Source organism: Mesorhizobium sp. M0715 (assembly GCF_040320355.1).
GTDB lineage: Bacteria > Pseudomonadota > Alphaproteobacteria > Rhizobiales > Rhizobiaceae > Mesorhizobium.
The window spans coordinates 12,961-38,442 of sequence record NZ_JAMYPL010000024.1 but is presented as its reverse complement, the minus strand read 5'-3'; the positions used below and the strand labels follow the sequence as shown (position 1 = coordinate 38,442).

The 25,482-nt window shown below is 63.3% G+C and carries 27 protein-coding genes; 13 read left to right on the top strand and 14 right to left on the bottom strand.

Annotated features, from left to right (window positions below; all coding sequences use genetic code 11):
* Positions 1 to 7 precede the first annotated feature (7 nt).
* Entirely contained in the window at positions 8 to 571 is a 564-nt protein-coding gene (locus tag NKI21_RS24825) for a polysaccharide biosynthesis/export family protein (RefSeq protein ID WP_013532220.1), read from the bottom strand.
* A 258-nt stretch (positions 572 to 829) separates the two neighbouring features.
* On the opposite strand from NKI21_RS24825, the gene NKI21_RS24820 reads away from it, so the two are divergent.
* Positions 830 to 3,100 (top strand): GumC family protein, encoded by a 2,271-nt coding sequence (locus NKI21_RS24820; RefSeq protein ID WP_352629807.1) that lies wholly within the window; start codon positions 830 to 832, stop codon positions 3,098 to 3,100.
* 46 nt (positions 3,101 to 3,146) lie between these two features.
* On the opposite strand, the gene NKI21_RS24815 is transcribed toward NKI21_RS24820, so the two are convergent.
* Together NKI21_RS24815 and NKI21_RS24810 are read right to left on the bottom strand one after the other, a co-directional pair.
* On the bottom strand, positions 3,147 to 3,983 hold the full coding sequence (locus NKI21_RS24815; RefSeq protein ID WP_352629809.1) for a GNAT family N-acetyltransferase: 837 nt from the start codon (positions 3,981 to 3,983) through the stop codon (positions 3,147 to 3,149).
* Between the two features lie 4 nt (positions 3,984 to 3,987).
* Positions 3,988 to 5,211 (bottom strand): GNAT family N-acetyltransferase, encoded by a 1,224-nt coding sequence (locus NKI21_RS24810; RefSeq protein ID WP_352867748.1) that lies wholly within the window; start codon positions 5,209 to 5,211, stop codon positions 3,988 to 3,990.
* A gap of 91 nt (positions 5,212 to 5,302) precedes the next feature.
* Between NKI21_RS24810 and NKI21_RS24805 the strand changes: the two genes are divergently transcribed.
* The gene (locus tag NKI21_RS24805) at positions 5,303 to 6,361 is read left to right on the top strand and encodes a polysaccharide deacetylase family protein (RefSeq protein ID WP_352629813.1); all 1,059 of its coding nucleotides are present in this window, start codon (positions 5,303 to 5,305) and stop codon (positions 6,359 to 6,361) included.
* A gap of 15 nt (positions 6,362 to 6,376) precedes the next feature.
* Here the strand turns inward: NKI21_RS24805 and NKI21_RS24800 are convergent, their stop codons facing one another.
* Positions 6,377 to 6,592, bottom strand: coding sequence for a DUF2842 domain-containing protein (locus NKI21_RS24800; protein WP_023810263.1), 216 nt, complete (start codon positions 6,590 to 6,592; stop codon positions 6,377 to 6,379).
* 197 nt (positions 6,593 to 6,789) lie between these two features.
* On the opposite strand from NKI21_RS24800, the gene NKI21_RS24795 reads away from it, so the two are divergent.
* The gene (locus NKI21_RS24795) at positions 6,790 to 7,881 is read left to right on the top strand and encodes a COX15/CtaA family protein (protein ID WP_128305459.1); all 1,092 of its coding nucleotides are present in this window, start codon (positions 6,790 to 6,792) and stop codon (positions 7,879 to 7,881) included.
* Positions 7,882 to 7,900: 19 nt separating this feature from the next.
* Here NKI21_RS24795 and NKI21_RS24790 read toward each other — a convergent pair whose 3' ends face one another.
* From NKI21_RS24790 to speB, 4 genes are all read right to left on the bottom strand, one after another.
* Positions 7,901 to 8,218 carry a hypothetical protein gene (locus tag NKI21_RS24790; RefSeq protein WP_352867743.1) on the bottom strand — a complete coding sequence of 106 codons (318 nt, stop codon included), beginning with the start codon at positions 8,216 to 8,218 and terminating at the stop codon, positions 7,901 to 7,903.
* A 78-nt stretch (positions 8,219 to 8,296) separates the two neighbouring features.
* Positions 8,297 to 9,139 (bottom strand): aminoglycoside phosphotransferase family protein, encoded by an 843-nt coding sequence (locus NKI21_RS24785; protein ID WP_352677836.1) that lies wholly within the window; start codon positions 9,137 to 9,139, stop codon positions 8,297 to 8,299.
* On the bottom strand, positions 9,136 to 10,062 hold the full coding sequence (gene argC / locus NKI21_RS24780) for an N-acetyl-gamma-glutamyl-phosphate reductase (RefSeq protein ID WP_352867741.1): 927 nt from the start codon (positions 10,060 to 10,062) through the stop codon (positions 9,136 to 9,138). The genes NKI21_RS24785 and argC overlap by 4 nt, the downstream gene beginning before the upstream one ends.
* A gap of 30 nt (positions 10,063 to 10,092) precedes the next feature.
* A complete protein-coding gene (gene speB, locus NKI21_RS24775) occupies positions 10,093 to 11,100 on the bottom strand; it encodes an agmatinase (protein ID WP_352867738.1) in 1,008 nt (335 codons plus the stop codon).
* Between the two features lie 123 nt (positions 11,101 to 11,223).
* Here speB and NKI21_RS24770 point away from each other — a divergent pair, with 123 nt between their 5' ends.
* Both NKI21_RS24770 and NKI21_RS24765 read left to right on the top strand, forming a co-directional pair.
* Positions 11,224 to 12,432 carry an acyltransferase family protein gene (locus NKI21_RS24770; RefSeq protein ID WP_352867735.1) on the top strand — a complete coding sequence of 403 codons (1,209 nt, stop codon included), beginning with the start codon at positions 11,224 to 11,226 and terminating at the stop codon, positions 12,430 to 12,432.
* Between the two features lie 151 nt (positions 12,433 to 12,583).
* Positions 12,584 to 13,642 carry a glycerophosphodiester phosphodiesterase family protein gene (locus NKI21_RS24765; RefSeq protein WP_352867733.1) on the top strand — a complete coding sequence of 353 codons (1,059 nt, stop codon included), beginning with the start codon at positions 12,584 to 12,586 and terminating at the stop codon, positions 13,640 to 13,642.
* 280 nt (positions 13,643 to 13,922) lie between these two features.
* Here the strand turns inward: NKI21_RS24765 and NKI21_RS24760 are convergent, their stop codons facing one another.
* Entirely contained in the window at positions 13,923 to 14,810 is an 888-nt protein-coding gene (locus NKI21_RS24760; protein WP_352867730.1) for an aldo/keto reductase family oxidoreductase, read from the bottom strand.
* A gap of 91 nt (positions 14,811 to 14,901) precedes the next feature.
* Between NKI21_RS24760 and NKI21_RS24755 the strand changes: the two genes are divergently transcribed.
* A complete protein-coding gene (locus tag NKI21_RS24755; protein WP_023810271.1) occupies positions 14,902 to 15,801 on the top strand; it encodes a LysR family transcriptional regulator in 900 nt (299 codons plus the stop codon).
* Between the two features lie 157 nt (positions 15,802 to 15,958).
* On the opposite strand, the gene rpsI is transcribed toward NKI21_RS24755, so the two are convergent.
* The 3 genes from rpsI to NKI21_RS24740 all read right to left on the bottom strand — a co-directional run bounded on the left by rpsI (position 15,959) and on the right by NKI21_RS24740 (position 17,588).
* On the bottom strand, positions 15,959 to 16,441 hold the full coding sequence (rpsI, locus tag NKI21_RS24750; protein WP_023810272.1) for a 30S ribosomal protein S9: 483 nt from the start codon (positions 16,439 to 16,441) through the stop codon (positions 15,959 to 15,961).
* Position 16,442: 1 nt separating this feature from the next.
* A complete protein-coding gene (rplM, locus tag NKI21_RS24745; RefSeq protein ID WP_013532205.1) occupies positions 16,443 to 16,907 on the bottom strand; it encodes a 50S ribosomal protein L13 in 465 nt (154 codons plus the stop codon).
* A 216-nt stretch (positions 16,908 to 17,123) separates the two neighbouring features.
* Complete coding sequence (locus tag NKI21_RS24740; protein ID WP_023810273.1) at positions 17,124 to 17,588, bottom strand: PaaI family thioesterase; 465 nt, start codon at positions 17,586 to 17,588, stop codon at positions 17,124 to 17,126.
* 150 nt (positions 17,589 to 17,738) lie between these two features.
* Here NKI21_RS24740 and NKI21_RS24735 point away from each other — a divergent pair, with 150 nt between their 5' ends.
* The 6 genes from NKI21_RS24735 to NKI21_RS24710 all read left to right on the top strand — a co-directional run bounded on the left by NKI21_RS24735 (position 17,739) and on the right by NKI21_RS24710 (position 22,170).
* Positions 17,739 to 18,560 carry an enoyl-CoA hydratase gene (locus NKI21_RS24735; RefSeq protein WP_352867726.1) on the top strand — a complete coding sequence of 274 codons (822 nt, stop codon included), beginning with the start codon at positions 17,739 to 17,741 and terminating at the stop codon, positions 18,558 to 18,560.
* Positions 18,561 to 18,570: 10 nt separating this feature from the next.
* A complete protein-coding gene (locus tag NKI21_RS24730) occupies positions 18,571 to 18,993 on the top strand; it encodes a VOC family protein (protein WP_023810276.1) in 423 nt (140 codons plus the stop codon).
* Positions 18,993 to 19,769 (top strand): AAA family ATPase, encoded by a 777-nt coding sequence (locus NKI21_RS24725; RefSeq protein WP_352632498.1) that lies wholly within the window; start codon positions 18,993 to 18,995, stop codon positions 19,767 to 19,769. The genes NKI21_RS24730 and NKI21_RS24725 overlap by 1 nt, the downstream gene beginning before the upstream one ends.
* On the top strand, positions 19,766 to 20,287 hold the full coding sequence (locus tag NKI21_RS24720) for a CoA-binding protein (RefSeq protein ID WP_023810278.1): 522 nt from the start codon (positions 19,766 to 19,768) through the stop codon (positions 20,285 to 20,287). The genes NKI21_RS24725 and NKI21_RS24720 overlap by 4 nt, the downstream gene beginning before the upstream one ends.
* Positions 20,288 to 20,446: 159 nt before the next feature.
* Positions 20,447 to 21,727, top strand: a complete 1,281-nt coding sequence (locus NKI21_RS24715) for an O-acetylhomoserine aminocarboxypropyltransferase (RefSeq protein ID WP_023810279.1) — start codon at positions 20,447 to 20,449, stop codon at positions 21,725 to 21,727.
* A 95-nt stretch (positions 21,728 to 21,822) separates the two neighbouring features.
* Complete coding sequence (locus NKI21_RS24710; RefSeq protein ID WP_023810280.1) at positions 21,823 to 22,170, top strand: cupin domain-containing protein; 348 nt, start codon at positions 21,823 to 21,825, stop codon at positions 22,168 to 22,170.
* A gap of 70 nt (positions 22,171 to 22,240) precedes the next feature.
* Here NKI21_RS24710 and NKI21_RS24705 read toward each other — a convergent pair whose 3' ends face one another.
* A complete protein-coding gene (locus NKI21_RS24705) occupies positions 22,241 to 22,957 on the bottom strand; it encodes a transporter substrate-binding domain-containing protein (protein WP_031212921.1) in 717 nt (238 codons plus the stop codon).
* 66 nt (positions 22,958 to 23,023) lie between these two features.
* Entirely contained in the window at positions 23,024 to 24,274 is a 1,251-nt protein-coding gene (locus NKI21_RS24700; protein ID WP_352677834.1) for a cytochrome P450, read from the bottom strand.
* Between the two features lie 101 nt (positions 24,275 to 24,375).
* On the opposite strand from NKI21_RS24700, the gene NKI21_RS24695 reads away from it, so the two are divergent.
* Complete coding sequence (locus NKI21_RS24695; protein WP_128305447.1) at positions 24,376 to 25,479, top strand: NAD(P)/FAD-dependent oxidoreductase; 1,104 nt, start codon at positions 24,376 to 24,378, stop codon at positions 25,477 to 25,479.
* Positions 25,480 to 25,482: the final 3 nt, after the last annotated feature.

Sequence of the window (25,482 nt, the reverse complement as noted above, 5' to 3'; positions counted from 1 at the left end):
ATATCTGTCAGAACAGACGTTCGCGGACGTAGACCGTATCGCCGGGCAGCAGCGGGTCGGAGGTGACCACGCGGCCGGTCATCACCTTGCCGTTGATGTCGCGGGTGATGTCGACGCTTTCCTGGTTGGCGCGCGGCGTGAAGCCGCCGGCAATGGCGATCGCCTTCTGCACCGTCAGGCCGGGAACATAGGAATATTGGCCGGCGGCACCCACTTCGCCCATGACGAAGATCGGGCGGTAGCGGTCGATCTCGACCGAAACGTCGGGATCGCGCAGATAGCCTTGCCGCAATTTGTCGGCAATCTCCTTTTCCATTTGCTGCGCGGTGTGGCCGCGCGCTGGTATGGCGCCGACAAGCGGGAAGGAGAGATAGCCGGATTGATCGACGCTGTAGGTGTTGGTCAGCCCGTCCTGCTCGAACACGGTCACGCGGACGCGGTCGCCGGCGCCAAGACGGTAGGGCTGATCGAGCACCTCATGGAAGGCGGCCGGCGTCGGCCGGTAGCTGGAACAGCCAGCCAGCATCGATACGGCAAGCAGCGCGCGAAACAGGGAAGCAGTGCTTTTCATGGCCGGACAGGTACCTTCGACTGGTCGCTGCAACGTCGCAGCAACTCTAGGGATCGAGGTCCGTTATCATCCTGTTAGGGTTAATGGCCGGTAAAGGGAGCGGCCGACACGTGGCGCATCGGCAAGAGTTTTTGTGATTTTTGGCGGTTTTGTTTGTCACCCGCCAGTAAACCCTAACGGAAACTTACCACGATCTTAACGGCTGAGTTACCATAGTTGTTTACGGTGCGTGCTGACCCAGTATCGGAGTAGGGATGCATGTCCGTTCAGTCCGCGGCCGCAGATGTCGATGTCGATCTCAGGCAGCTCTTCGCCAGCCTGGCGAGGAACTGGCTGCGTATAGTCCTCGTCGTCCTGTTGGCAACCGGGCTGGCCTTCGCTTTCGCCTCGCTGGCAACCCGGCACTACAAAGCCGAGACGCAGGTGGAGATCGCGCCGCGCGAATCCATCTACACGCGGCCGGCCAGCAACAACAACGACACCGACAAGCCTATTCTCGACGAACAGGGCGTCGCCACCCAGGTCCAGATCATTTCCTCCAACGAAATCCTCAAGCAGGTCTCGCAAAAGCTCGGTCTGGAAAAACTGCCCGAGTTCAATGAAGCGCTCGACATGTCGGCGCTGAGCCGCGCTCTGGTCCTGGTCGGCCTGAAAAGCGACCCGATGGAAATTCCGACGGAAGAGCGCGTGCTCAAGAAAATGCACGAGAAGCTCAACGTCTATGGCGTCGAGAAGACCCGCATCATTGCCATCGAGTTCTCATCGGAAGATCCCAAGCTCGCGGCCGCCATACCAGACGCGATCGCCGCCGCCTATATAGCGGGGCAAGGGGCGGCCAAGCTCGAATCGAACAGCGCCGCGGCGGACTTCCTGGCGCCGGAAATCGCCGACCTGCAGCGGCAGGTCAAGGATGCCGAGGCGAAGGTCGCCGCTTATCGCGCCCAGTCCGATCTTCTGATGGGTGGCAACAATTCGGTGCTGGCCACCCAGCAGCTTTCAGAACTGTCGAGCGAACTGTCGAAAGTGCGCGCCAACCGCGCCGCTGCGGAAGCGACCGCCGACGGTGTGCGCAGGGCGCTGCAGAATGGCGGTTCGCTGGATGCCGTGCCGGAGGTTCTGTCATCGGACCTGATCCAGCGCTTGCGTGAGCGACAGGTCGAATTGCGCTCCAACATCGCCGATCTGTCGACGACACTGCTTGGCAATCATCCGCGCATTCGCGCGCTGAAATCGCAACTGTCCGATCTCGACGCGCAGATCCGCAGCGAGGCCCAGAAGATCATGAAAGGCCTGTTGATGCAGGCCGAGACCGCAAAGGCCCGCGAGAACCAGCTTGTCGCCGACGTCAACACGTTGAAAGCCGCTTCGGCGCAGGCCGGCGAACAGCAGGTCGATCTCGACGCACTGCAGCGCGACGCGACCGCCAAGCGACAGCAACTCGAGCTCTACCTGACCAACTACCGCGAAGCGGCATCGCGCCAGGATCGCAACTATCTGCCGGTCGACGCCCGGATCGCCTCGAAGGCTTCTGTTCCCTCCGAGGCCTATTTCCCGAAGGTCGGGCCGATCGTCGGCGCGGCTTTCGCCGCATCGCTGCTCATCATGGCCATCGTGACGCTTCTGCGGGAGCTGTTTTCAGGCCGCGCGATGCGGCCGGCGAGCGGTTCCCGTTTCGAACGGATCGATGAGGTCGCGATGCCCCATGTGGCGCAGCCGCCGGTCGCCAAGCCTTTTGTCCGCCACGAGCCTGCCATCCTGCAGGAACCCGTCGTTCGCCAGGAGCTGCCTGACCTTGCGGATGAAGCAGATGCGGAGCCCTATGCCGCCGCGATGCCGGCCATGGCCGAGGCGCCGGATGTGGTCGCAATGCCCGATACGGCGGCGACAGAGCAAACGGTTGTCGAGCCCGAACCGGCGCGTTCCACCCTGGGCGAGATCGATATCGAGAAGGCTGCCGAAAAGCTGATCTCCAGCGGTGCGGCGCGCGCCATATTCGTCTCGCCGGAAGGCGACGAGGCGGCTGCATCCGCGATCCTGGTGGCGCGCGAGGTCGCCGACGCCGGCCTGCGCGTGCTGTTGCTGGACCTCACCGCATCGGGGGCCGCCTCGCGGCCGATGCTGGACAGCGGCCTTTTCCCGGGCATTACCAACCTGCTCGCTTCGGAAGCGCAGTTCAGCGACGTCATCCATGCCGATCTGTACTCGGACTGTCACGTCATTCCGGTCGGCACCGCCGATCCGGTTCGTGCCATGCGTGCCGCCGACCGGCTGCCGATCATCATGCAGTCGCTGACGACAGCCTACGATCTGGTCGTGGTCGAGTGCGGACCGGCCGACGCGCAAGGCATCGGCCGTCTGACTGGCGACGCCACCGAGGTCTTTCTCTCCATGCTGGAGGCCGACGATGAGGTGACGCAGGCTGCGGTCAAGCTGATCGAGAACGGCTATCCCGACCTGACGCTGGTGACGCCGCTCGGCCACGAACCGCCCGGCAATCCGGTGCCCGGACGGCGCACTGCCGCCGCCTGAGAGAGCCGCGGATCGTTTGGCGGAGCCGCTCAGCGGTTCGCCCGATCTATCCCAGTTCCAGAGTCGTTACGCCGAACACCCTTTGCAGGTCCAGTTCCGGGGCAGGACCTTTGTACATGCGCGTGGTGGTGAAGGTCGGCGCAAATCCGGCCGCATCGAGCGCAGTTATGAAGCCGGTGTTATCGGCGGGGACGTCGATGTGCAGCTCGCCGCCCTCACAGGCACCGGCCAGTCCCTCCAGGAGTTGCAAAGCGGTTTCCATGTCGTCGGCAAACAGCGGGCCGATCTTGAAGCCGGATCGACAGCGGCGCGCCACACCAAAGCCGGTCACGCCGCGCGAACCGATCGCCGCCAGCCCATGATGCGGTTCCTGCAGCCATCGCTTCAGAAAGGTGCCTCGGGGCGCCGGAAAACAATAGGAGTCATAGGCGATGACATCGGACAGGAGCTGCGTCGTAATCATCCGCAACCCATCGTCCCTGACCGCCGGGCCTGCCTTGCGCCCGGTGAAGCGGATGGTCTCGTAGGCCGGTGCGAAGCCCTTGCGCCGGTAATTGGCCTGCTGCTCGACGACGCCGTCAAGGCCGACGGTCCGGCCAGCGAGCCTTTTCATGCCGGCGTCCCACACTGTCTTGCCGTAGCCCATGCCGCGCATGTCAGGCCGGGAGATGTAGAGGCCGATGAAACCGAATTCGCTTCCATAGGCCACGGCCGAAATTGCCGCGGCCATGTCGTCGCCGACAAAGGCGCCGATGAAGCCTTCGGGGTCCGCCGCCTGGAGCATCGCCGGGTCTTCAAGACCTGGGTTCCAGCCTTCCGCGGCCGCCCAGTCGACGAGAAGCGCCAGTTCCTGCAGGGACAGTGTGCGGATGATCGGCTTCATGGTGTCAGCTATCTTCTTCCGAGGGCGCTGCCTGGCCGGCGGCTTTGCGGCGCAGCACCTTGGTCAGCTTCCAGATCACCGGGCTGTTCTTGACGAAGGCTTTCAGCCGCGCGCCTTGCCGAAGCGTCAGCGCCAGCATGCGGCCCTTCACGGTCAACGGGACCAACACTTCGAAATGCCGCGTTTCGATATCGCACCACAGCCGCTTGTAAGGCTCATCTCCGACCGAAAAGTCATAGACCTCGAAACCGGTCTCGCAGGCTTCCTGGATGTTGTCGAAGAACAGGAAGTCGCCGGGGCTGGCGTGCCCGAGATCGTCCTCGGCGATCGCTCCGAATTCGCAGATCAGGCGTTTGCCCGAGCGGCTTGAACCGGTGATGGCGCGCAGCTTGCCGGCAACCTCAAGTCCGTGCAGCACGAACGAAGGCTTGTCCTCGGCAAGCGCCTGCATGAACAGCGCGCGGAAGAAGCCGCGTACCTGCGCGTCGCCAAAAACATTGGCGATGCCCATCTTGCGGAAGCGGAGCTCCTTCATCTCGAAGAAGGCGTCGAGCAGCGTGTCCACCTCGTCGGGGGTGCGGGCCTCGATGCGCCGATAGCTGCCTACGGCCTCGAATTTCCGGATCTGCGACCGGTGCTTCTTGCGTTTGCGTTTGCCGCTCGCGCGGGAAAGCAGCGCATCGAAGCCGCCGGCGAGATCGACGGCCAGCGACAGATTGGGGCTGGAAAAATGGTCGAGCGATGCGAGCGGATTGGCGACGCCGTCGAGATCGGGCAGCAACCGCTCGAGCGCGACCAGATCGATGTCCGGGCGTGCCTTGGCGATGGCCGCCAGTACCGATCGGAGGGCCGGTATATCCGCCTTGGCCAGCCAGTTCGGGTCCGCGGCGACGAAGTTGCCGTTGGCGTGGCGCCCACCCATGAAGCGGGCGATCCGGAACGGCCCCTTGGAGGAAACTTCCAGCGCCAGCGAAAAAACCGGTTTGCCCTCGGCACTCAGCGTCGCGACGAGCAGGTCCGGTCGTGTCTCGGCCGCCCAGTTCAGGATCCAGGCAGCACTCTGCGCCGGCCCAAACAGAGCCGAGCGGCAGAACTCGGCATAGGCCGCGAGTCCATCCGTGGACGCCACTGAAATCGACAGGCCGGCATGGTCCCGTGGCAAGGCGCGCGACGATGCCTCGGTCGCCGCAAGCCGATTGCCGTCAAATGACGCAGTTGCGTCAACCATACCTCAATCCTTAGGGCGTATTGATCGCGATTTGGGGGGTCGCATAGGCGCATTCCGTGCTTGGATCAGCCTAGGCGCAAAAGGTGAATGAATGATCGACGGCGGGGAGGCAATCCGGAAACTGGCGCTGAACGTCGCCCGCTATACCGGCCTCGCACCGCTGGCCAAGCCGTTCATCGGCGGCATTGGCGCCATCCTTATGCTGCACCGTGTTACCGCGACGCCGGAAAAGCCGGACGGCGTCAACCGGCACCTGAATATCGCGCCCGGCTTCCTTGACGCCATGATCGCCGACATGAAGGCGCATGGCTATGCCTTCGTCTCCATGGACGAAGCGGTGGAGTGCATCAAGGTGGGCGGCAAAGGCGGTCAGTTTGCCACGATCACCGCCGACGATGCCTATCGCGACAACATGGTCGAGGCGCTGCCGGTGCTCGAGAAGCACGGCGCGCCGATCACCATCTATGTCGCGCCCGGGCTGATCAACGGCACAGCCGACCTGTGGTGGGATGTAGTCGAGGACATCGTCAACGCGCGCGATACCTTGACGCTGACGCGGCCGAAGGGTCCGCTGACGATCGATTGCTCGACCCCCGCGAAGAAATTGCAGGCCAATGCACGCCTGCACGCCTATCTCACCTCGGAAGTCCGCGAGGAGGACCTGCAGGCCGTGTTGCGTGACCTGGCTCGCGCAAACGGCATCGACGCCGACGGCCCACGCTTGCGCACATTGATGAGCTGGGATGAAATCCGTCGCATCGCCGCGCATCCGCTGGTGACGATCGGCGCCCATACGATCAACCACAGCAACCTGAAGCGGCTCTCCGAAGCCGATGCCCGGCACGAGGTTGGCGCCGTGCGCGCCATGTTGCAGGCCGAACTGGGCGAAATGCCCCGCCATTTCGCTTATCCCTATGGCTATGCCAGCGCCGTCGGCTGCCGCGAAGTGGGCTTTGCCCGCGACGCCGGCTATACCTCCGCCGTGACGACGCGCCACGGCGTGCTGCGCGCCGAGCATGCCGGGTTCCTGCACGCCTTGCCGCGCATCTCCGTCAACGGCCGCTACCAGAGCCTCGCCCACATCCGCACCATGCTGTCGGGCGTGACGACGCCGCTCGCCAACGCCGGCAAGATGGTCGTCACCATCTGACGCTGGCGTTTTCGCCTAGCGCTTGGCTCTCGGCTCCAGCATCAGCCACTTGATGATGCCCATCGCCGGCAGCACCCAGAGCAGGCCGCTGAGCAAGAAAAAAAGGAAATGCACCCACGGACCCGACTCCGACAGCCGGGCGACCGCGAAGATCGATGCGACCAGCGCATAGACAATGACCAGCGCCACCAGCAGAAACATTCCGATCAGCTTTTTCAGGCGCAGGGGCATGGTGGTCTCCTGATCGAGCATGCCGGAATTCGCACAGGCGGCCTGGCCGGCTCAAGGGGTATTGGCCTCGCATAGGCCTTGAGGCGAGACTGTGCAACCGGTGAGACGCGGCGCGACGGCGTGCCGCGCCGTATGGTCTTGCCAGCACGGGTGCGATGGTCCACCAATCCGCCAAATCAACCTGCCGGGACAAGATCATGGCTGCCATATCAGCTGCCGCGCCATACGTTGCCCGCGACCGCGACCTGCATAACCGGGCGCTGCTGCGCGGCTGGCTCTATGTGGTGCTTCTGGTGCTGTTTGCGCTGGTGCTGGTCGGCGGCGCCACCAGGCTGACCGATTCCGGCCTGTCGATTACGCAGTGGAAACCGATCCACGGCGTGATCCCGCCGCTCAACGACGCCGAGTGGCAAGAGGAATTCCAGCTCTACCAGCAGATCCCGCAATATGCCGAGCTCAACAAGGGCATGAGCATCGAGGCCTTCAAGTCGATCTTCTGGTGGGAATGGGCGCACCGCATCCTGGCGCGCAGCGTCGGTCTGGTCTTTGCATTGCCGCTGCTGGTTTTCTGGGCGACGCGCCGCATCGAGCGCGGCCTGGGCCCGAAACTCGTGGGCATTCTCCTGCTCGGCGGCCTGCAGGGCGCCATCGGCTGGTGGATGGTGGCTTCAGGATTGGTCGACCGCGTCTCCGTCAGCCAGTACCGGCTGGCGACCCACCTGACGCTTGCCGCGCTGATCTTCACCGCCACCATGGTGGTCGCGCGCGGACTGGCGCCGCATTCCGAGCCTGCCGCCGATGGATCGACGCAGAGGCTGGCCGGCTTCATCGTGCTGCTGGCGCTGATCCAGATCTATCTCGGCGGCCTGGTCGCCGGGCTCGACGCGGGCTTGAGCTACAACACCTGGCCGTTGATGGACGGCAAGATCATCCCGGGCGATCTGCTGATCCTCGAGCCGGCATGGCGCAATTTTTTCGAGAGCCCAAAGACGGTGCAGTTCGTCCATCGGCTTGGCGCCTACACGGTATTCGTCGTGGCGTTGTGGCACGTGATCGCCACGCGCCGGCGGCTGCCTGAAACAACGCATGCGCGCCGCGCGACGCTGCTGTTCTTGGCTGTGCTGGTGCAGGCCTCGATCGGCATCGGCACGCTGCTGATGCATGTGCCGCTGCATATGGCGCTGACCCATCAGGGATTTGCGCTCATAGTCCTGGGGTTTGCAGCCGCCCATTGGCGCGGCACCAAGGGCGCCTATCCCTTGCCGCACGAAATCGCACGCAGGGCCTGACCTCGAACCGATCGGCCAACTACATCCAGAATTCGTTTGTAGATGTCGTCTTCTCGCCATCGAATTCCGCCTGCCGCAACGCCGCGACGGACGGCGCGGACTGGTCCTGAGCGGCTTTGGCTACCTTGTCGGCGGCCTTGAGCGCATCGAGCCTGGCCTGGGCCACGGCGATATCCTGCTGCACCTGGGCAGCCTTTACCTGATCCGTGATCGCCTTGGCCTGGTCTTCCAGGTCCTGGATCTGCTTTTCGAGCGCGGCCTCCTGGGCTGCATTGCTCGAGGAACTCGACGAGGAATACTGGGCTGCCTGGGAGGAACCCGAAATCGCGCTGACCATGACAAATCCCGAAGTGGAGCCGAGGCCAGTCAGTAGCCCATCGCTGTGAACAAGCGATTACCGCGCCGCAGCCCGCGATCAGAAGCTTGCCCGCACCGCCCGGATCGCCTCGGCGATCGACAATTCGCGGCTCTCCTCGACCTCATTGTCGTCCTCATGATGCCAGGCAGCCGACAGGCAACCATAGGCGATGGCATGATCAAGGACGGCTGGTGGCGTCTGGCCCAGTGTTTTGGCGAAGATCTCGGCCATATGCGCGATCCGCTCCGGATCGAGGCAAAGCTCGTCCCGGTCGAGCGGGTTGTAGAACATGTTCGCGGCGTCGAAGCCGGGGTCGCCGAGAACGCCCTTCGGATCGATCGCCAGCCAGCCGCGCGGCCCGTGCAGGATGTTTTCGTGATGCAGGTCGCCGTGCAGGGGCCTGATATCGTGCGGATTGGCCAGCAGTCGATCGGCGATGATGGCGGCCTCGACATAGAGGCTGTCATGGCCCGAATCGCGGTCGATTGTCGCCTTCTTGAACAGGCTTGAAAACCGTTCCCGGAGCGGCTGAAGCTCGGGCGGGAAGGGGTCTTTCCCCTGTGAAAATAGTTTCGCCATCACCTCGGCCGCGATTTCGGTGGCGGCGTTGTCGCCCTGTTGGTCGAGCACCTGCTCCAACAAGGTCTCACCGGCATATTCGAGCAGCATGCTGTGGCCGTCGCGGCCGAGCAGGCGCACCGCGCCTTCGCCGCGTCGCCAGGCGAGATAATGCTCGCCGCGCAACTCGTCGGCGACGTCGTCGAAAGGCTTGAGCGCCTTGACGATCGCCGGCGAGCCGTCTGCGCGCAAAACCTTCCAGATGCGGCTCGAAAAGGTCTCGGCAATGAGTTCGGGTGCGCTGACTTTCCAGCGCGCCGGAAAGGCGGGCGTGTCCATCAGAGGCCGAGCATCAGATCCATGTTCTGCACGGCGGCGCCCGAGGCACCCTTGCCGAGATTGTCGTAGACCGCCAGCAGCAGGGCCTGCGCCCGTTTGTCATTGGCGAAGACATAGACCTTCATCCGGTTGGTGCCGTTGTAGACCTCGGGATCGATCTCCGGCATGCGCTCCGAATGCGCATAGGGCGCCACCTCGACCACGCCGCCCTTGATAGCGGCGAAATGGTCGGCAATCGCCGCATGCAGTTCCGCACCGGTCGGCACATGGTCGAGGCCGCCAAGCTGCAACGGTACGACGGTGATCATGCCTTGCGCGAAATTGCCGACCGCCGGCTGCATGATCGGATCATGCGACAGCCTGGCATAGGCCCTCAATTCCGGCACGTGCTTGTGCTGAAGGGTGAGGCCGTAGGGCAGGAATTCCGAGGCGTCCTCGCCCTTGGCGATATAGTCCTCGATCATCGGCCGTCCGCCGCCCGAATAGCCCGAAATGCCGTTGACGGTGATCGGGAAATCCGCCGGCAGCAAGCCGGCGGTGACGAGGGGCCGCAACGTCGCGATCGGTCCCTGCGGCCAGCAGCCTGGATTGGCGACGCGTTTTGCCGAGGCGATCGCCTTTGCCTGGTCCTTGTCCATCTCGGCGAAACCATACGCCCAGCCTTCCGCCACGCGATGCGCGGTCGACGCATCGATGACTTTGGTGGTGTCGTTGGCGATCAGCGAGACGCTTTCCTTCGCCGCGTCGTCGGGCAGGCACAGGATCGCGACATCGGCGGCGTTGAGGAACTCGGCGCGTGCCGCCGTTTCCTTGCGGCGTTCGGTCGGGATGGAAATGATCTCCAGATCACTGCGCTCGGTAAGCAGCGCCCTGATCTGCAGGCCTGTGGTGCCGTGTTCGCCGTCGATGAAGATTTTCGGTTTCATGGGTTGATCAAATTCCTTGATATTTCAAGACTATATGCCCTGACCTTGAATCACTGCGGCACCATTTTGGTTGCCGTTGTTCAACTCTTCAAGCCGGGCCTTTCGCTCAGCCAGCAGGCCGAGATATTGCATAGCCACCATCGAGCCGGCGATCGCCGTTATATCGGCGTGATCATAGGCCGGCGCAACCTCTACGACATCGGCGCCGACAATATCGATCTGGTTGAGCTGGCGCAGCGTTGACAGGATTTTCGCCGAGGACGGTCCGCCGGCGACCGGCGTGCCGGTTCCCGGCGCATAGGCCGGATCGAGGCAGTCGATGTCGAAGGTGAGATAGGTCTTCTTGCCGCCGGTGCGGTCGACGATGGCGTAGGCGATATCGGACGCCCGCATCTCCTCGATTTCATGGCCATGGAGGATCTTGATGCCGAACGTGTCGGGCGCATGGGTGCGGATGCCGATCTGGATCGAACGGTCGGGATCGATGATGCCTTCCTTGACGGCACGGCCAACGAAGGATCCGTGGTCGATGCGCTTGCCGTCGTCCGGCCAGGTATCCTGATGGGCGTCGAACTGCACCAGTGCGAGCGGACCATGGATGGCGGCATGCGCCTTGAGCAGCGGCCAGGTGACGAAATGGTCGCCGCCCAGCGTCAGCAGGAAGGCGCCGGATTTGAGGATCTTGGCCGCTTCGCGCTCGATCGTGCCGGGGGTCTTCTGGTGATTGCCCGAATCGAGCAGGCAATCGCCATAGTCGACGACCGCCAGATGCTCGAACAGATCGCGTGAAAACGGATATTGCGGGTCGTTGTCGAGGATCGCCGAGGCGCGGCGGATGGCCTGCGGCCCGAAGCGGGCGCCCGGCCGGTTGGTGACGGCGGCATCGAAGGGAATACCCCATACCACAGCATCCGCGCCCTTCACGTCCTTGGTGTATTTGCGCCGCATGAACGACAGCGCGCCGGAATAGGTCGGCTCGAACGCGGCGCCCGTTTTGGAACGGGCGGTGAAGGCGTTGTCGATGTTGTTGTTCGCCATTACGGATCCTCGTTTTTCATCGGGTTGCAACAACTACAGAACCGGCACGGAAGATGCCAGTCACAGCTTGGCGAGACGGAATGGCGCTGCCCGAGTGCCACGGCAAGACAGGATTGTATCATCATGACGCAGACCGCGTTTCTCAACCCCACCCGTGCCGCGGCGTCGACCCACACCGGCACGGTCGCCGGTGAACGCTTCCTGGTGCTCGATTCGTGGCGTGGCATCTGCGCGCTTCTGGTGGCGCTGTTTCACTTTCCGACCGCTTCGACGATTTCGCAAAGCGCCTTCATCGGTTCGTCCTACCTTTTCGTCGACTTCTTCTTCGTCCTTTCCGGTTTTGTCATCGCCAGCAGCTACGGCGATCGGCTGAACCAGCCGGAACAGGTCGCGCGTTTCGCCCTGGTCCGTTTCGGCCGTATCTACCCACTGCACCTTCTCATGCTTGCCGCCTTCGCCGGCTTCGAGCTGCTGCGGCTGATGCTGCCGCAATTGCACGGCACCGGGGCTGCGCCCTTCACCGGAGGCTTCGACCCTGGGAGTCTGCTTGCCAATCTTCTGCTGCTGCAAGGTGTCGGCTTCGAGGATCAATTGACCTGGAATGCGCCAAGCTGGAGCATTTCCGCCGAGTTCTTCGCCTATCTCTTGTTTGCCGGCGTGGTCTTCGTCGCCGGCGCGCGCGCCTGGATATGGTTCGTCGCCGCCGCCGTCACCGCGCCGCTGTTCCTGCTCGGCTTCTCGACCCATCATATGGATGTGTCCTTCGATTTCGGCTTCATCCGCTGCCTGTACGGCTTCTCGCTCGGCGCCTTGCTGGCCTGGTTTCAGCATGATTCCATTGCAGGGGCGCGACAGGTCCTCGCCAGGAATGGCCCGCGGATGGACTGGACCCTTGCCGAGATCGTCATGGTGGCCGTCATCGTGCTTTTCGTTTCGCTGGCCGGCGGCAATGATTTCGGCATCGCGGCACCCCTGGTGTTCGCGCTGGCGCTGTTTCTGTTCGCCCATGAAGGCGGCTGGATCAGCGCTTTGCTGAGGGCGCCGTTCATGCTGACGCTCGGCGCGCTGTCCTACTCGATCTACATGGTCCACATCTTCGTCCAGGCGCGCATGATCAACGTCGCCGGGCTCGTCGAGCGCAAGCTTGGCCTCGGTCTGATCGGCGACTTTATGCTGCGCGGCCAGCCTGCGACCGGCTTCGGCGCCGGCTGGACGGGAGCGGTGGCGATCGTCGTCATGCTCGCCGCCACCATTGCCGCCTCCTGGATCACTTGGCGCCTCATTGAGATGCCGGCCATGGCGTGGTTCCGCAGGCTCTCGAAACGCATCTGACGCGAGCATTTTGCGAGCATGATCCCGAAAAGTGGAAGCCGGTTTTCGGGGAAGATCATGCTCAAACCAGAGATCCGCTAGCCGGCTTCGTTCACCCAGATGTCACGGGCATCGCCTATCCGGGGTTCGATCCGGCAAGGAGCGATTCTCGATGCGGACCATCTGGCTGAGCCTCCTGTTTTCCTCGGCACTAGCGGCCGCTTCTGGCCAGGCCTTGGCCGGCGAAACCCGCGCCAGGCAGATTCTCGACCGCTTTGAGCATGCCAACCAGTGGCGCGACCACGTCATGGTGGCCGCGCATCGCGCCGGCAGCATGCAGGCGGGCAAGACGCTCTATGCGGAAAATTCGATCGCCGCCGTTGAAGGCTCGATCGCCATGGGCGCCGAAATCGTCGAGGTCGACATCAGGCGCTCGAAGGGCGGTGAGTTCGTCGTCATGCATGACAGCTGGCTCGACCGCACCACGACCTGCAAGGGCGAGGTGGTCAAATACACACTGGCCGAACTGAAGACCTGCAGGCTGGTGATCGAGGGCACCGGCCCCGTCACCAATGAAACGGTCTCGACGTTGCGCGAGATGCTGATGGCGACCAGGGACAGGATCCTCATCAACCTCGACAACAAGCTCGACGTCGGCGATCTCTCGGGCATGATCGCGGTGGCTCGCGATCTCGGCATGGCCGAGCAGGTCATCGTCAAGGAGAATTTGTGGAACCAGAACCGGATCACCACGGTCAAGGCGGCAATGACCGCTATCGGCGGCGGCTTCCAGTTCATGCCGATCATCGCCGATGACGCGGTGCGTGATGCCGGCTTCGCCCGGACGGTCGACCATGCCTTTTCGCCGCGCGCGATCGAGCTGATCAACTGGCGGGCTGGCGCCGAGACGCTGACCGAAACCGGCGGACCGCTGTTCAGCACGCGCATGCGCGCGGCCGCGGTCAGGGGCAACTGGCACATCTGGGCCGACACCTACGCCATCGCCAACAAACCGGGCGGCTTCCTGGCGGGCGGCCGCGGTGACGAACTGGCCGTACAGGCCAGCCTGCCGCGCGAAGCCTGGGGCTTCTGGGCCGATCGCGGCGCCACAATCATCCAGAGCGACGAGCCGAAGGCGGCCATCGGCTGGCTGGCAGCGAATGGTTTTCGCGTGCCTTATGCGAACGAGGCGCGGCCCGTTGAGCCGGCGAATACGGCGAGTATCAATTAGCAATCCGATGCTGGCGCAGTCACCCCACCTTGGGAACGCCGGCGCCATCACCCCACCCGGCGCTACGCGCCGACCTCCCCATCGAGGGGAGGTAGGAGGTCGCGGCTATTTTCGATCCGCCGAGGGTCTGCGCGACCAGGCAGTAGTCTGGATGTAAAGCGCGGCGCCCCACCTCCCCTTGATGGGGAGGTCGGCGCGAAGCGCCGGGTGGACTGCCGAGCCCTAAAAAGGCCGTCCGAAGACGGCCTTAGCTTCCATAGCTGCATGCAAGTCCCGCGCCTCAAGCCGCCTTAGCCATCCCATCCAACTCCCCCAGCACATCGTCTGAAGGCACCAGTTCGGCAGCAGCAAGGTTTTCCCGCAAATGCCCGACCGACGATGTGCCGGGGATTAGCAGGATGTTGGGCGCGCGGCGGAGCAGCCAGGCGAGCGCGACCTGCATCGGTGTGGCGCCGAGGCGCTGCGCTACATCGGACAGCGTCGAAGACTGCAGCGGGTTGAAGCCGCCTAGCGGGAAGAACGGCACGTAGGCGATGCCATCACGGCCAAGATCGTCGATCAGGGCATCATCGCCGCGATGCGCCAGATTATATTGGTTCTGCACGCAGACGATTTCCGCGATCCCTCGTCCTTGCGCGATCTGCGCCGGCGTCACGTTGCTCAGCCCGATGTGCCTGACCAGGCCCTGTTGTTGAAGCTCGGCCAGCACGGTGAGCGGCGCTTCGATCGATCCCTCGGCGGGGCCATGGGTATCGAACATGATGCGCAAATTGACGACGTCGAGCACCTCGAGCCCGAGATTGCTGAGATTGTCGTGCACCGCCTGGGTCAGCGCTTCGGCAGAAAAGGCCGGCAACCACGATCCATCCGCGCCGCGCCGCGCGCCGATCTTGGTGACGATGACGAGATCGTCAGGGTAGGGCGCCAGCGCTTCGCGGATCAAAAGGTTGGTGACGTGCGGACCGTAGAAGTCGCTGGTATCGATATGGTCGATCCCTTGCGCAACGGCCTCGCGCAGCACGGCCAATGCCGCGTCATGGTCCTTGGGCGGCCCGAACACGCCGGGTCCGGCGAGTTGCATGGCGCCGTAGCCGAGCCGCTTCACGGTATGGCTGCCAAGCTTGAAGGTGGCGGGGGTGAAGGTGCCGGCCTGTTGAATATTGGACATGATTGATCTCCTTTGAGGAGGCAGAGATAGGCGCTGCCCAACCTTGTGATAATCCGGTACAATCCACACAGGCCGTGCGGAATGGCGAACAATGATGGACCTCAGCGATCTGAACGCCTTCGTGGCGGTGGCGCGCGCCGGCGGTTTTCGCGATGGCGCGCGTGCGAGCGGCGGCAGCGCCTCCGGCTTGAGTGAGGCGGTGCGTCGCCTGGAAGTGCAGCTCGGTGTCAGGCTGTTCAACCGCACGACGCGCAGCGTTGTCCCGACCGAGGCGGGCCTCAGCCTGCTGGAGCGGCTTGGCCCTGCGCTGTCGGAGGTGGAGGCGGCGCTGGACGTGGTGAACGGCTTTCGCGACAGGCCGGCGGGCTCGCTGCGTCTCAATGTGCCGGTCAGCGCCGCGCGGTTGATCTTGCCCGATATCGTGCCGGGTTTCCTCGCCGCCTATCCCGGCATCCGCCTGGAAGTGATCGCCGATGAGAACTTTGTCGATGTGCTGGCGGCCGGGTGTGACGCCGGCATCCGCTATGACGAGCGGCTGGAGCAGGACATGATCGCGGTGCCGATCGGACCGCGCGTGCAGCGCTTCGCCACCGCCGCCAGCCCTGCCTATCTTGCTCGCCATGGGCGACCGCAACACCCGAGCGACCTGCTTGGCCACTCTTGCGTGCGCGGGCGCTTTGCCAGCGGTGCGATGCTGCCCTGGGAGTTCGAGCGCGACGGTGAGGTGGTGCGGGTCGATCCGACAGGGCCGCTGATCGTGCGCATCGGCGGCGCGACCGATCTTGCCGTCGATACGGCCATCGCGGGCACCGGCATCATCGGCCTCTTCGAGGGCTGGCTTCGCCCTTACTTCGAAAGCGGCGCGCTTGAGCCCATTCTCGAACCGTGGTGGCCGAGTTTTCCCGGACCGTTCCTCTATTATCCCGGCCGGCGCCTGGTTCCGGCCCCGCTGCGGGCGTTCATCGACTATATCAAGGGCGGCAAGGCCTGACCTGTTTTGTGACGGCGCCATCAGCCCACCCGGCACTACGCGCCGACCTGCCCATCGAGGGGAGGTCGCGCCGCAGGCGCGGATGGGGTGACTGCCGAGCCGCAAACAAAAAGGCCGCCCGGAGGCGGCCTTTCGATGGTCTGAAGCTGCGGAGCGTTTAGCGCTTCGAGAACTGGAACGAACGACGGGCCTTCGCCTTGCCGTACTTCTTGCGCTCGACGACGCGGCTGTCGCGGGTCAGGAAGCCGCCCTTCTTGAGCACGGCGCGCAGCGTCGGCTCGTAGTAGGTCAGCGCCTTGGAGATACCGTGACGCACGGCGCCAGCCTGGCCGGAGAGACCGCCGCCGACGACGGTCGCGACGATGTCGTACTGCCCGGCGCGGTTGGAGGCGATGATCGGCTGGTTGAGGATCATCTGCAGGACCGGACGCGCGAAATAGGTCGCGAATTCCTTGTCGTTGACGATGATCTTGCCGGAACCCGGCTTCACCCAGACGCGCGCAATGGCGTTCTTGCGCTTGCCGGTGGCATAGGCGCGGCCCGACTTGTCGAGCTTCTGGACGTGGACGGGGGCCGCCGGCTGGGTATTGGTGTTGCCGGTGGCGGCGCCCAGTTCTGCGAGCGAGGAAAGCTCAGCCATCTTATGCGACCTTCTTGTTCTTGGCGTTCAGCTTGGCCACGTCGAGCACGACGGGCTGCTGGGCGACATGCGGATGCTCGGCACCTGCATAGACGCGCAGGTTCTTCATCTGGCGACGGCCGAGCGGGCCACGCGGGACCATGCGCTCAACGGCCTTCTCGACGACACGCTCGGGGAAACGACCCTCGAGCAGCTGGCGCGCGGTGCGCTCCTTGATGCCGCCTGGGTGGCCGGTGTGCCAGTAATAGACCTTGTCGGTGAACTTCTTGCCGGTGAACACCACCTTGTCGGCATTGATGACGATGACGTTGTCGCCGTCGTCGACATGCGGGGTGAAGGTCGGCTTGTGCTTGCCGCGAAGATGATTGGCGATGACAGTGGCCAGACGACCGACGACGAGACCTTCGGCGTCGATCAGGATCCACTTCTTCACCACATCCGCAGGCTTCTGCGAAAAGGTTGTCATGTTTTCTGCTCTCGGTTCTGACCTTCACGAGGGAAGGCGTTTCTTGTTGCTTGGATTGTCGGAAGGACGCTGCCCGCCGCCAATAACAAAACGGCGGCCTTTGCGGGCCGCTGCTTCGTGATGGGCTTATAGGCGAGGGTGTTTGTGGCGTCAAGGTGCACGAAACGGTCGATAGCAGGTAAAGTACTGCAAAAACAATAGTTTAGTTAAAAGGTATTATTTTACCACATCGCCATTTCGCTTTGGCGGGATCGAATAGGTGCCGGTGGCGTGCGCCACAGTGTGCCGGTCCGGGCCGGCGACGATGTCGATGTCGAACACCATCAGGCTCTTTCCGAGCTTCAGGATGCGGCAATGGCCATCGATCGGTCCGGCCTCGGCCTTGCGCACGAAATTGATGTCGAGGTTGACGGTAACGGAAAGCGCATCCGGCCCGGCATGGCTGAGCACGCAGACGTAGCCGCCAATGTCGGCCAGCGTGAACAGCGAAGGGCCGGATACGGTGCCGCCCGGACGCAAGTGCCGCTCGCCGGCGTTGAGCCGCACGGTGCAGCCGCCGGGGAACACGTCGATCGCCTCGAAATATTTGAACTGCTCATTGAGCTGCGGATAGACGGTCTCCAGCAGCGCATTGACTTGTTGCGCGGTCAGCACCGGCTTCAAATTGGTTTGGGCGGGCATGTCGGTCTCTCGTTTTTGGCCTACCTGTATGGGCGCGGCGCGGCATTTCTGACAATCTTCGTCCCCTGGTGCAAGCGATCGGTGTTGGACGAAACCTGATCCGGTATTAGATACTCTGGCAGCCCCAGCGGAATCGCGGAGACCTTATCCATGGCCGAAATCCTTGCCATCAAGCCTGCCGCCGTTGAGGGTCCGGTTGTTGCACGACTGGACAAGGGCGTGCTGCGCCTCACACTCGCCAATCCGCCCGCCAACGCCCTGTCGCTGGCGGTGATGGCGGCGCTGACGGCCGAACTCGAGCGCGCCAAGGCCGATAAGGCGGTTCGCGTGATCGTTTTGTCGGCAGCCGGCAAGGTGTTCTGCGCCGGCCATGATCTCAAGGAAATGACGGCGCGTCGCACCGATGCCGATCATGGCAAGGCCTTCTTCGCAGAGACGTTTGCCGCTTGTGCGACGCTGATGCAGGCCATCGTGCGCCATCCCGTGCCTGTGATCGCCGAGGTTGACGGCCTGGCCACCGCCGCCGGGCTGCAACTGGTCGCCAGCTGCGATCTGGCGATCGCTTCACATGAGGCGACCTTCTGCACGCCGGGTGTCAACATCGGCCTGTTCTGTTCGACGCCGATGGTGGCGCTGTCGCGCAACGTTTCGCGCAAGCATGCGATGGAGATGCTGCTGACAGGAGAGACGATCGATGCGGCGACCGCCAAGGAATTCGGCCTGGTCAACCGTGTCGTGCCGCGCGAATACCTGAATCAGATCGTCACCAAATACGCGCAAACCATTGCTTCCAAATCATCTTTGGTGGTCAAGACCGGCAAGGAGGCTTTTTACGCGCAGGCCGAGACGGGCCTGGCGGACGCCTATGCCTATACGGGCCGGATCATGGTCGAAAACATGCTTGCGCGCGACGCCGAGGAAGGCATCGGTGCCTTCATCGGCAAGCGCAAGCCGGAATGGACGGACGAATAGGAGCAGCACCATGGAACCGCGTATCTCCATCATCACCATTGCTACCGACGATCTCGACCGTGCGGTGCGCTTCTACGAGGCGATGGGCTTGAAGCGGCATGCCGGTATCACCGACGGTGTCGCCTTCTTCCAGATGGGCGGCGTCATTCTTGGCCTGTTCCCACGTGCCAGCGCAGAAGAGGATTCCGGCATTGCCTTCGCCGCGGCGCCATCGGCGGTCTACCTCGCCTACAACACCCGCTCCGACGCCGAAGTCGACGACGTGCTCGCCAGGGCGCAAAAAGCCGGCGGCCGCATCGTCAAGCCGGCCGGCCGCGCCTTCTGGGGCGGCTGGTACGGCTATTTCGCCGACGCCGACGGGCATGTCTGGGAAGTGGCGCACAATCCGGCCTTTCCGATCGCGGAAGACGGTACGATTTCGCTCCCCGGCTGATGGCCCATCGCAAGCAGCTGACGCGGCTCAAAGCTCCCTACCTCAAGCGTATCCTGCTTGATCCCGCGCGGGTCGAGGATTGGGAAAAATATCCCTGGAACCTGCCGCTGTTTCGCGGCCATGAGTTCGAGCTCGAATTCACCACGCCGATCACCATCATTGTCGGCGAGAACGGCACCGGCAAATCGACGCTGCTCGAGGCGATCGGCGCGTTGGCCGGCTATGATGAGGCCGGCGGCGGCAAGGGCTATCGGCCGGTGGACCATTCCAGCGCCATCGACAAGAGTGGTGCTGCATTGGCCAACACATTCCGCGGTCACTGGCTGCCGAAAGTCACCGCCGGCTGGTTCTTTCGTGCCGAATCCTTCTACTCCGTGGCCCGCTATCTCGATCAGGCAGCGCTGGAGTCTGGCGGGGCGCCGCCGGACTTCCTGTCCTGGTCGCATGGCGAGGGCTTTATCCGATTTTTCGAGGAGCGCTGCCGCAGGCAAGGCATCTACATCCTCGATGAACCCGAGAGCGCACTGTCCCCGACGCGCCAGATCGAACTGCTCAAGATGCTGCGGCGCATGGACCAGTCGGGCACCGCGCAAGTGATCATGGCGACGCATTCGCCGCTGCTGATGGCCTGTCCCGGCGCGCGGCTGTTCCGCATCAGCCGGTTCGGGCTGGAACCCGCCGACTTTCGCGACACGGACCACTTCCGCATGCTGCGCGATTTTAGCAATGACCCGGATGGCTTTCTCGACGAGGCGTTGTATGAGGACGAGGCATGATCCACGATAGTTACGACAACACCTACATCGCCGGCATCCTCAATTCGGTGAAGACCGTCGCCATGGTCGGCGCGTCCGCCAATGATGTGCGGCCAAGCTATTTCGTGCTGAAATATCTGCTGGCCAAGGGCTTTTCGGTGTTCCCGATCAATCCCGGCCAGGCCGGCAAGGAGATACTCGGTCGGATGACCTATGCCAGGCTCGCCGATATTCCGGAGCCGGTCGACATGGTCGACATTTTTCGCGCGCCGGCGGCAGTGCCCGGCATCGTCGACGAGGTGTTGCGGCTCGATCCCCTGCCGAAAGTCATCTGGATGCAGCTTGGCGTGCGCCATGACGAGGCAGCCGCGCGCGCCGAGGCCGCGGGCATCAAGGTGGTGATGAACCGCTGCCCCAAAATCGAATATGGCAAGCTGTCCGGCGAGATCGGCTGGACCGGCGTCAATTCCGGCGTGCTGTCGTCGAAGAAGCCGCTGATGCGCTCTGGCTTCCAGAGTTTTGGCGTCCGCCAGAAATAGGCGAGGGGCGAAAGCGCAAAATTATTCCGGCAAACGCCGTATTTTCCTGCCGCTTGATAGAAGGTCCTGCACGGAAGGGTATTTTCTTCTTTGCATTCGAGGCCGGGCTTCGCCAAGAATGCCCGGCGAATTTCAGAAGGTTTTTCAGGGAGGTTTTCAGTGACCCGCACGCCAGGTTTCAACACGCTCGCCGTCCATGCCGGCGCCAAGCCCGACCCGGCGACCGGCGCTCGCGCCACGCCGATCTACCAGACGACCTCCTTCGTCTTCGACGATGCCGACCATGCCGCCTCACTGTTCGGACTGAAGGCTTTCGGCAACATCTATACCCGCATCATGAACCCCACCCAGGCGGTGCTGGAAGAGCGCATGGCGGCCCTCGAAGGCGGCACGGCGGCTCTTGCGGTCGCCTCCGGCCATGCCGCGCAGGTGATCGTGTTCCACAATCTGATGCAGCCTGGCGACAATTTTGTTGCCGCCAACAAGCTCTATGGCGGTTCGATCAACCAGTTCGGCCATGCCTTCAAGAATTACGGCTGGGAGGTGCGCTGGGCCGACACCAACGACATCTCGACCTTCGAAAGCCAGATCGACGACAGGACCAAGGCTCTCTTCATCGAGAGCCTGGCCAATCCGGGCGGCACCTTCGTCGATATCGAGAAGATCGGCGACATCGCACGCAAGCACGGCCTGCCGTTGATCGTCGACAACACGCTGGCCTCGCCCTACCTGATCCGGCCGATCGAGCATGGTGCCGACATCGTCGTCCATTCGCTGACCAAATTCATCGGCGGTCACGGCAATTCGATCGGCGGCGCCATCGTCGATGGCGGCACCTTCGATTGGTCGAAGTCGGGCAAATATCCGATGCTGTCGGAACCGCGCCCCGAATATGGCGGCCTCGTCCTGCACGAAACCTTCGGCAATTTCGCTTTCGCCATTGCCGCGCGTGTGCTCGGCCTGCGCGATCTCGGCCCGGCGATCTCGCCGTTCAATGCCTTCCTCATCCTGACCGGCCTGGAAACCTTGCCGCTGCGCATGCAGCGCCACTGCGACAACGCCGTGACGGTTGCTGCCTGGCTGTCCAACCACCCCAAGGTTGCCTCGGTGAACTATCCCGGCCTGCCCAGCGACAAGAACAACGCCCTGCAGAAGAAATACTCACCACTTGGCGCCGGCGCCGTGTTCACCTTCGCTCTCAAGGGCGGCTATGACGCCGGCGTCAAATTCGTCGAGGCGCTCGAACTGTTCTCGCACCTGGCCAATGTCGGCGACACCAAGTCGCTGGTCATCCACCCGGCCTCGACCACGCACCGCCAGCTTTCCGACGAGCAGAAGGTCAAGGCCGGCGCAGGACCGGACACGGTGCGGCTTTCGATCGGCATCGAGGACGTCAACGACATCGTCGCCGACCTCGAACAGGCGCTTGCCAAGGTCTGATCTTTTTTACCCTCCTCCTTGTGGGGAGGGTCGGCGCGCAGCGCCGGGGTGGGGGTGAGCCGACGCGAAGCCGGCTCTTTCATGGAGGCAAGTTCTTGTCCGCGCATTACCTGACAATAGCGACTGACGCCGTCGAGCCTGAATCTGGCGCGCCGGCGCCGGACCGGCTGATCTCGGGCGATCCCAAATTCCGCACCTGGAATGTCGAGGAGCGCGACGGCGGCCTCTACGCCGGCATCTGGGAATCGACCCCGGGCAAATGGCGCATCGTCTATGACGAGTGGGAGTTTTGCCACATCCTGTCCGGCGTTTCGGTGATCGCGGAGGACGGTGGGCAAGCGCGCACCGTTCGGGCCGGCGACAGCTTCGTGCTGAGGCCCGGCTTCAAAGGCAGCTGGGAAGTGCTTGAAACGACTCGCAAGGAATATGTGATCAAGCTGTAGACCATGATCCCGAAAAGTGGAGGCCGGTTTTCGGGTAAAGATCATGGTCGAACAACAACAGATGTGCGGATCAAACGATGCGATCGATATCGCTGTCCGAGAATCCGTATCGCGCCATCATCTGTCGGTGCCAGTCGCTGCCCACCAATTCATCGAGGCAAGCATCGATGCGCCGGAGCAGGGCTGAATTGCCTTTGGCGATCGCGAAGGCACCGGCCGACGGCTGCTTTTCAATCGAGGGAACCTCGACAAGTCCAAGCCGCATTTCGGGCCGCCGGGTCAGATAGCCTCGATGCGCCATGGCGACGCTGGCATCGGCGTGCACGACGCCGTTGGCCACTGCGTCCGCCGCATCCGCCTGCGTTGCAAACATCCTGATCTGCCCAGGCGCAATTCCGTTGTGCAGCGCCGTAAGGTGCTGAACCTGATCGTTTATGACACCAATCAACGCTGTTCCGTCCTCGGCAATGGATTGGTAGCCGCGAAAGCCGCACGGATTGTCCACCGCGACCAGCAACCCGTCCTGCAACGCCCATATCGGCCGTGTGAAGTCGACAAGCTGCCTGCGCTCTTCGGAGAAGAACAGGCCGGTCGTCATGGTCCAACGGCCCTCGACCAACCCAGGCAGCAGCTCAGCGAATTCGGTTTCGATCGGCTTAAAGCTCGCCAATCCGAGCATGTCACCGAGCCTGCGCGCAAGCTCGACGTCACAGCCTGAGACCTCGCCCGGTGCGCCGGTGAAGCAGAATGGCGGCTCTTCCAGGAAGGCGAATTTCAACTCGGTCATGTCAGGCAAAGCGTCGCCGTCCTATTTTGCCGGAAACTGGCTGAGGCAGCCCCAGGTTCGCGATCGTCAAAAGCCGACGGCGAGCGTTTCCAGCCCATGGAAGTGGTAAGTGTCGCGGAAGCTTGGGCTTTCGGCAAGATGCAGCTTCGGATGCCGTTCGAACAAGGTTTTCAGCGACACCTGCAATTCGAGCCGGGCGAGCGGCGCGCCGATGCAGAAATGGATACCGGCGCCGAAGGAGACGTTCTTCTGGTCGGCACGGTCGGGCCGGAAAGCGAGGGGATCGGCGAAGGCGCGCGGGTCATGATTGGCCATGCCAAGCAGCAGCCCGATCGTCTGCCCCGGCTGCACGACGATGCCGGGCGAGACTTCGATCTCCTGATAGGCGTAGCGCGTGAACATGTGCAGCGGCGCGTCGAACCGCAGGCATTCCTCGACCGTTGCCGCGGTCGTCTCGGGCGAGCCGAAGAAGCGGCTGACATCGCCCCCTTGCGCAAGGATCGAGCGGACGGCATTGCCGGTCTGGTGCACGGTCGCTTCATGGCCGGCATTGAGCAGCAGGATCGCCGAGGACACCATCTCGTCCTCCGACAGCTTTTGGCCATCCTCCTGCGCCGAGATCAGCAGCGACAAAAGGTCGTCGCCGGGATTCCTGCGTCGTTCGGTGACGTAGCCACGGAGGAAATCCGCAAATTCGCGCGCGGCGCGGTTGGCCGTCTCTTCGATTTCGCGGGTGCGGCCATGCATATACATGGCAACCATCTGGTGCGACCAGTCGAGCAGTTGCGGCCCCATTTCGACCGGCACGCCGAGCATTTCGGCAATGATGGTGATCGGCAAGGGCGCCGCGAAAGCAGGCAACAGGTCGACCGTCTTGCCTGGTTCGAAACGGTCGATCAGGTCGTTGGCCAAGGCCTCGACACGCGGCCGCAGCCTTTCGACCTGGCGCGAGACGAAGGCGCGGTTGACCAGTGTTCTCAGACGCGTGTGCACCGGCGGCTCCAGTTCCAGCATCGAATTGGCTTCGAGCTCGTCGAAGGCCCTGAGATGGCTGCGGTCCTGTCCAATGCCGCGGCTGTCTGGAATGCCGGCCGGGTTCTGGCGGCCGAAGCGGCGGTCGCGCAGCAGCCGGTTGACGTCGTCGAAGCCGCCAAAGCACCAGAAGCCGAATTCTTCCCAGAAGAATGCATTCGATACGCCATGCAGGAAAGCATAGGCATCATAAGGGTTTTGAAAAAAGGCCGGCTCGTGCGGGTCGAGCCGCAGGCGTCGAGTGGCTGGATCAAAGACCAGGGCGGGTGGCGTCAATTTGCTCATGCCAGACCAATAGCGCGGCTTGCCAGCCTGGTTCCAGACCGTATGTTGGCGCCCGCAATCGAATACGGAGCCAGCCGACCGGCTGCGGAAAGTCTGATTTGATGAATGTGATCGTTGTCGGCGCGGGCATTGCCGGTCTCTCCACGGCGTGGTCGCTGGTCAAGGCCGGCCACAGCGTTTCGATCGTCGAGCAAGGGCCGATCCCAAACCCGATGGCCGCGTCGGGCGACCATCATCGCATCATCCGCCGCGCTTACCGCGCGGGGACCGGCTATGGCCGGCTGATCACCGAAGCCTACCAGGCCTGGGACGAGATGTGGGCCGATCTCGGCGAAAGCCATCTTGATGCGCGCGGATTTGTCTGCGTTTCGCGCGAACCGGGCGACGAGGCCGAGGAATATCGCGAGGGCCTGGAAGAAGGCAATTTTCCGTTCGAATTGCTGGAGCCCGATGCAGCAGTGAAACGCTGGCCGTTTCTCGAAGCCGGCTCGTTTCGCTACGCCTATTTCTCGACCGAAGGCGGCGCCCTGCATTGCCGCAAGATAGCCTCCGGCATGGCAAACTGGCTGCGCGCCAACGGCGCCAATGTCTACGAAAACAGCAAGGTCATCGAAGTCGACGCCGAAGCCGGCCACATCGTGCTCGAAAGCGGCGAGACGATGCAGGCCGACCGTATCGTTGTCGCCGCCGGCGCCTGGGTGCTGAAACTGTTTCCGGAACTGGACGGCGAGCTGAAGACCTATCGAACCGCACTCGCCTATGTCGAACCGCCGGCCGACCTCAAGGCCGCCTGGCGGGTGGCACCGGTTGTCCTCGATGTCGGCGGCGCGATCGACGGCTATGTGATCCCGCCCTCCGGCGGCGCCGGCATGAAATTCGGGTCCGGGCTGCACAGGGTGCCGACCAGCGACGCCGATTGGAACCGTCAGCCGGTGGCGGGCGAGGGCGAGGCGATCCGCAACCTGTTTTCGCCGCCGATCGCGCGCATCGAGGAATACAGGGTGACCGAGGTGGTCACCTGCGCCTACACCTTCACCGAAGATGAGAAGTTCTTCGCTCACGAGCGAGGAAAATGCCTGATCGTCTCGGCCTGCTCCGGCCATGGCTACAAATTCGGCGCTGCGGTCGGCCGGCGCGTTGCGGCCGCGGTGGGCGACGGCGACATCGCCGGCCTGAAGACATGGCTGCGGGCGGAAGTGGCCTGAACG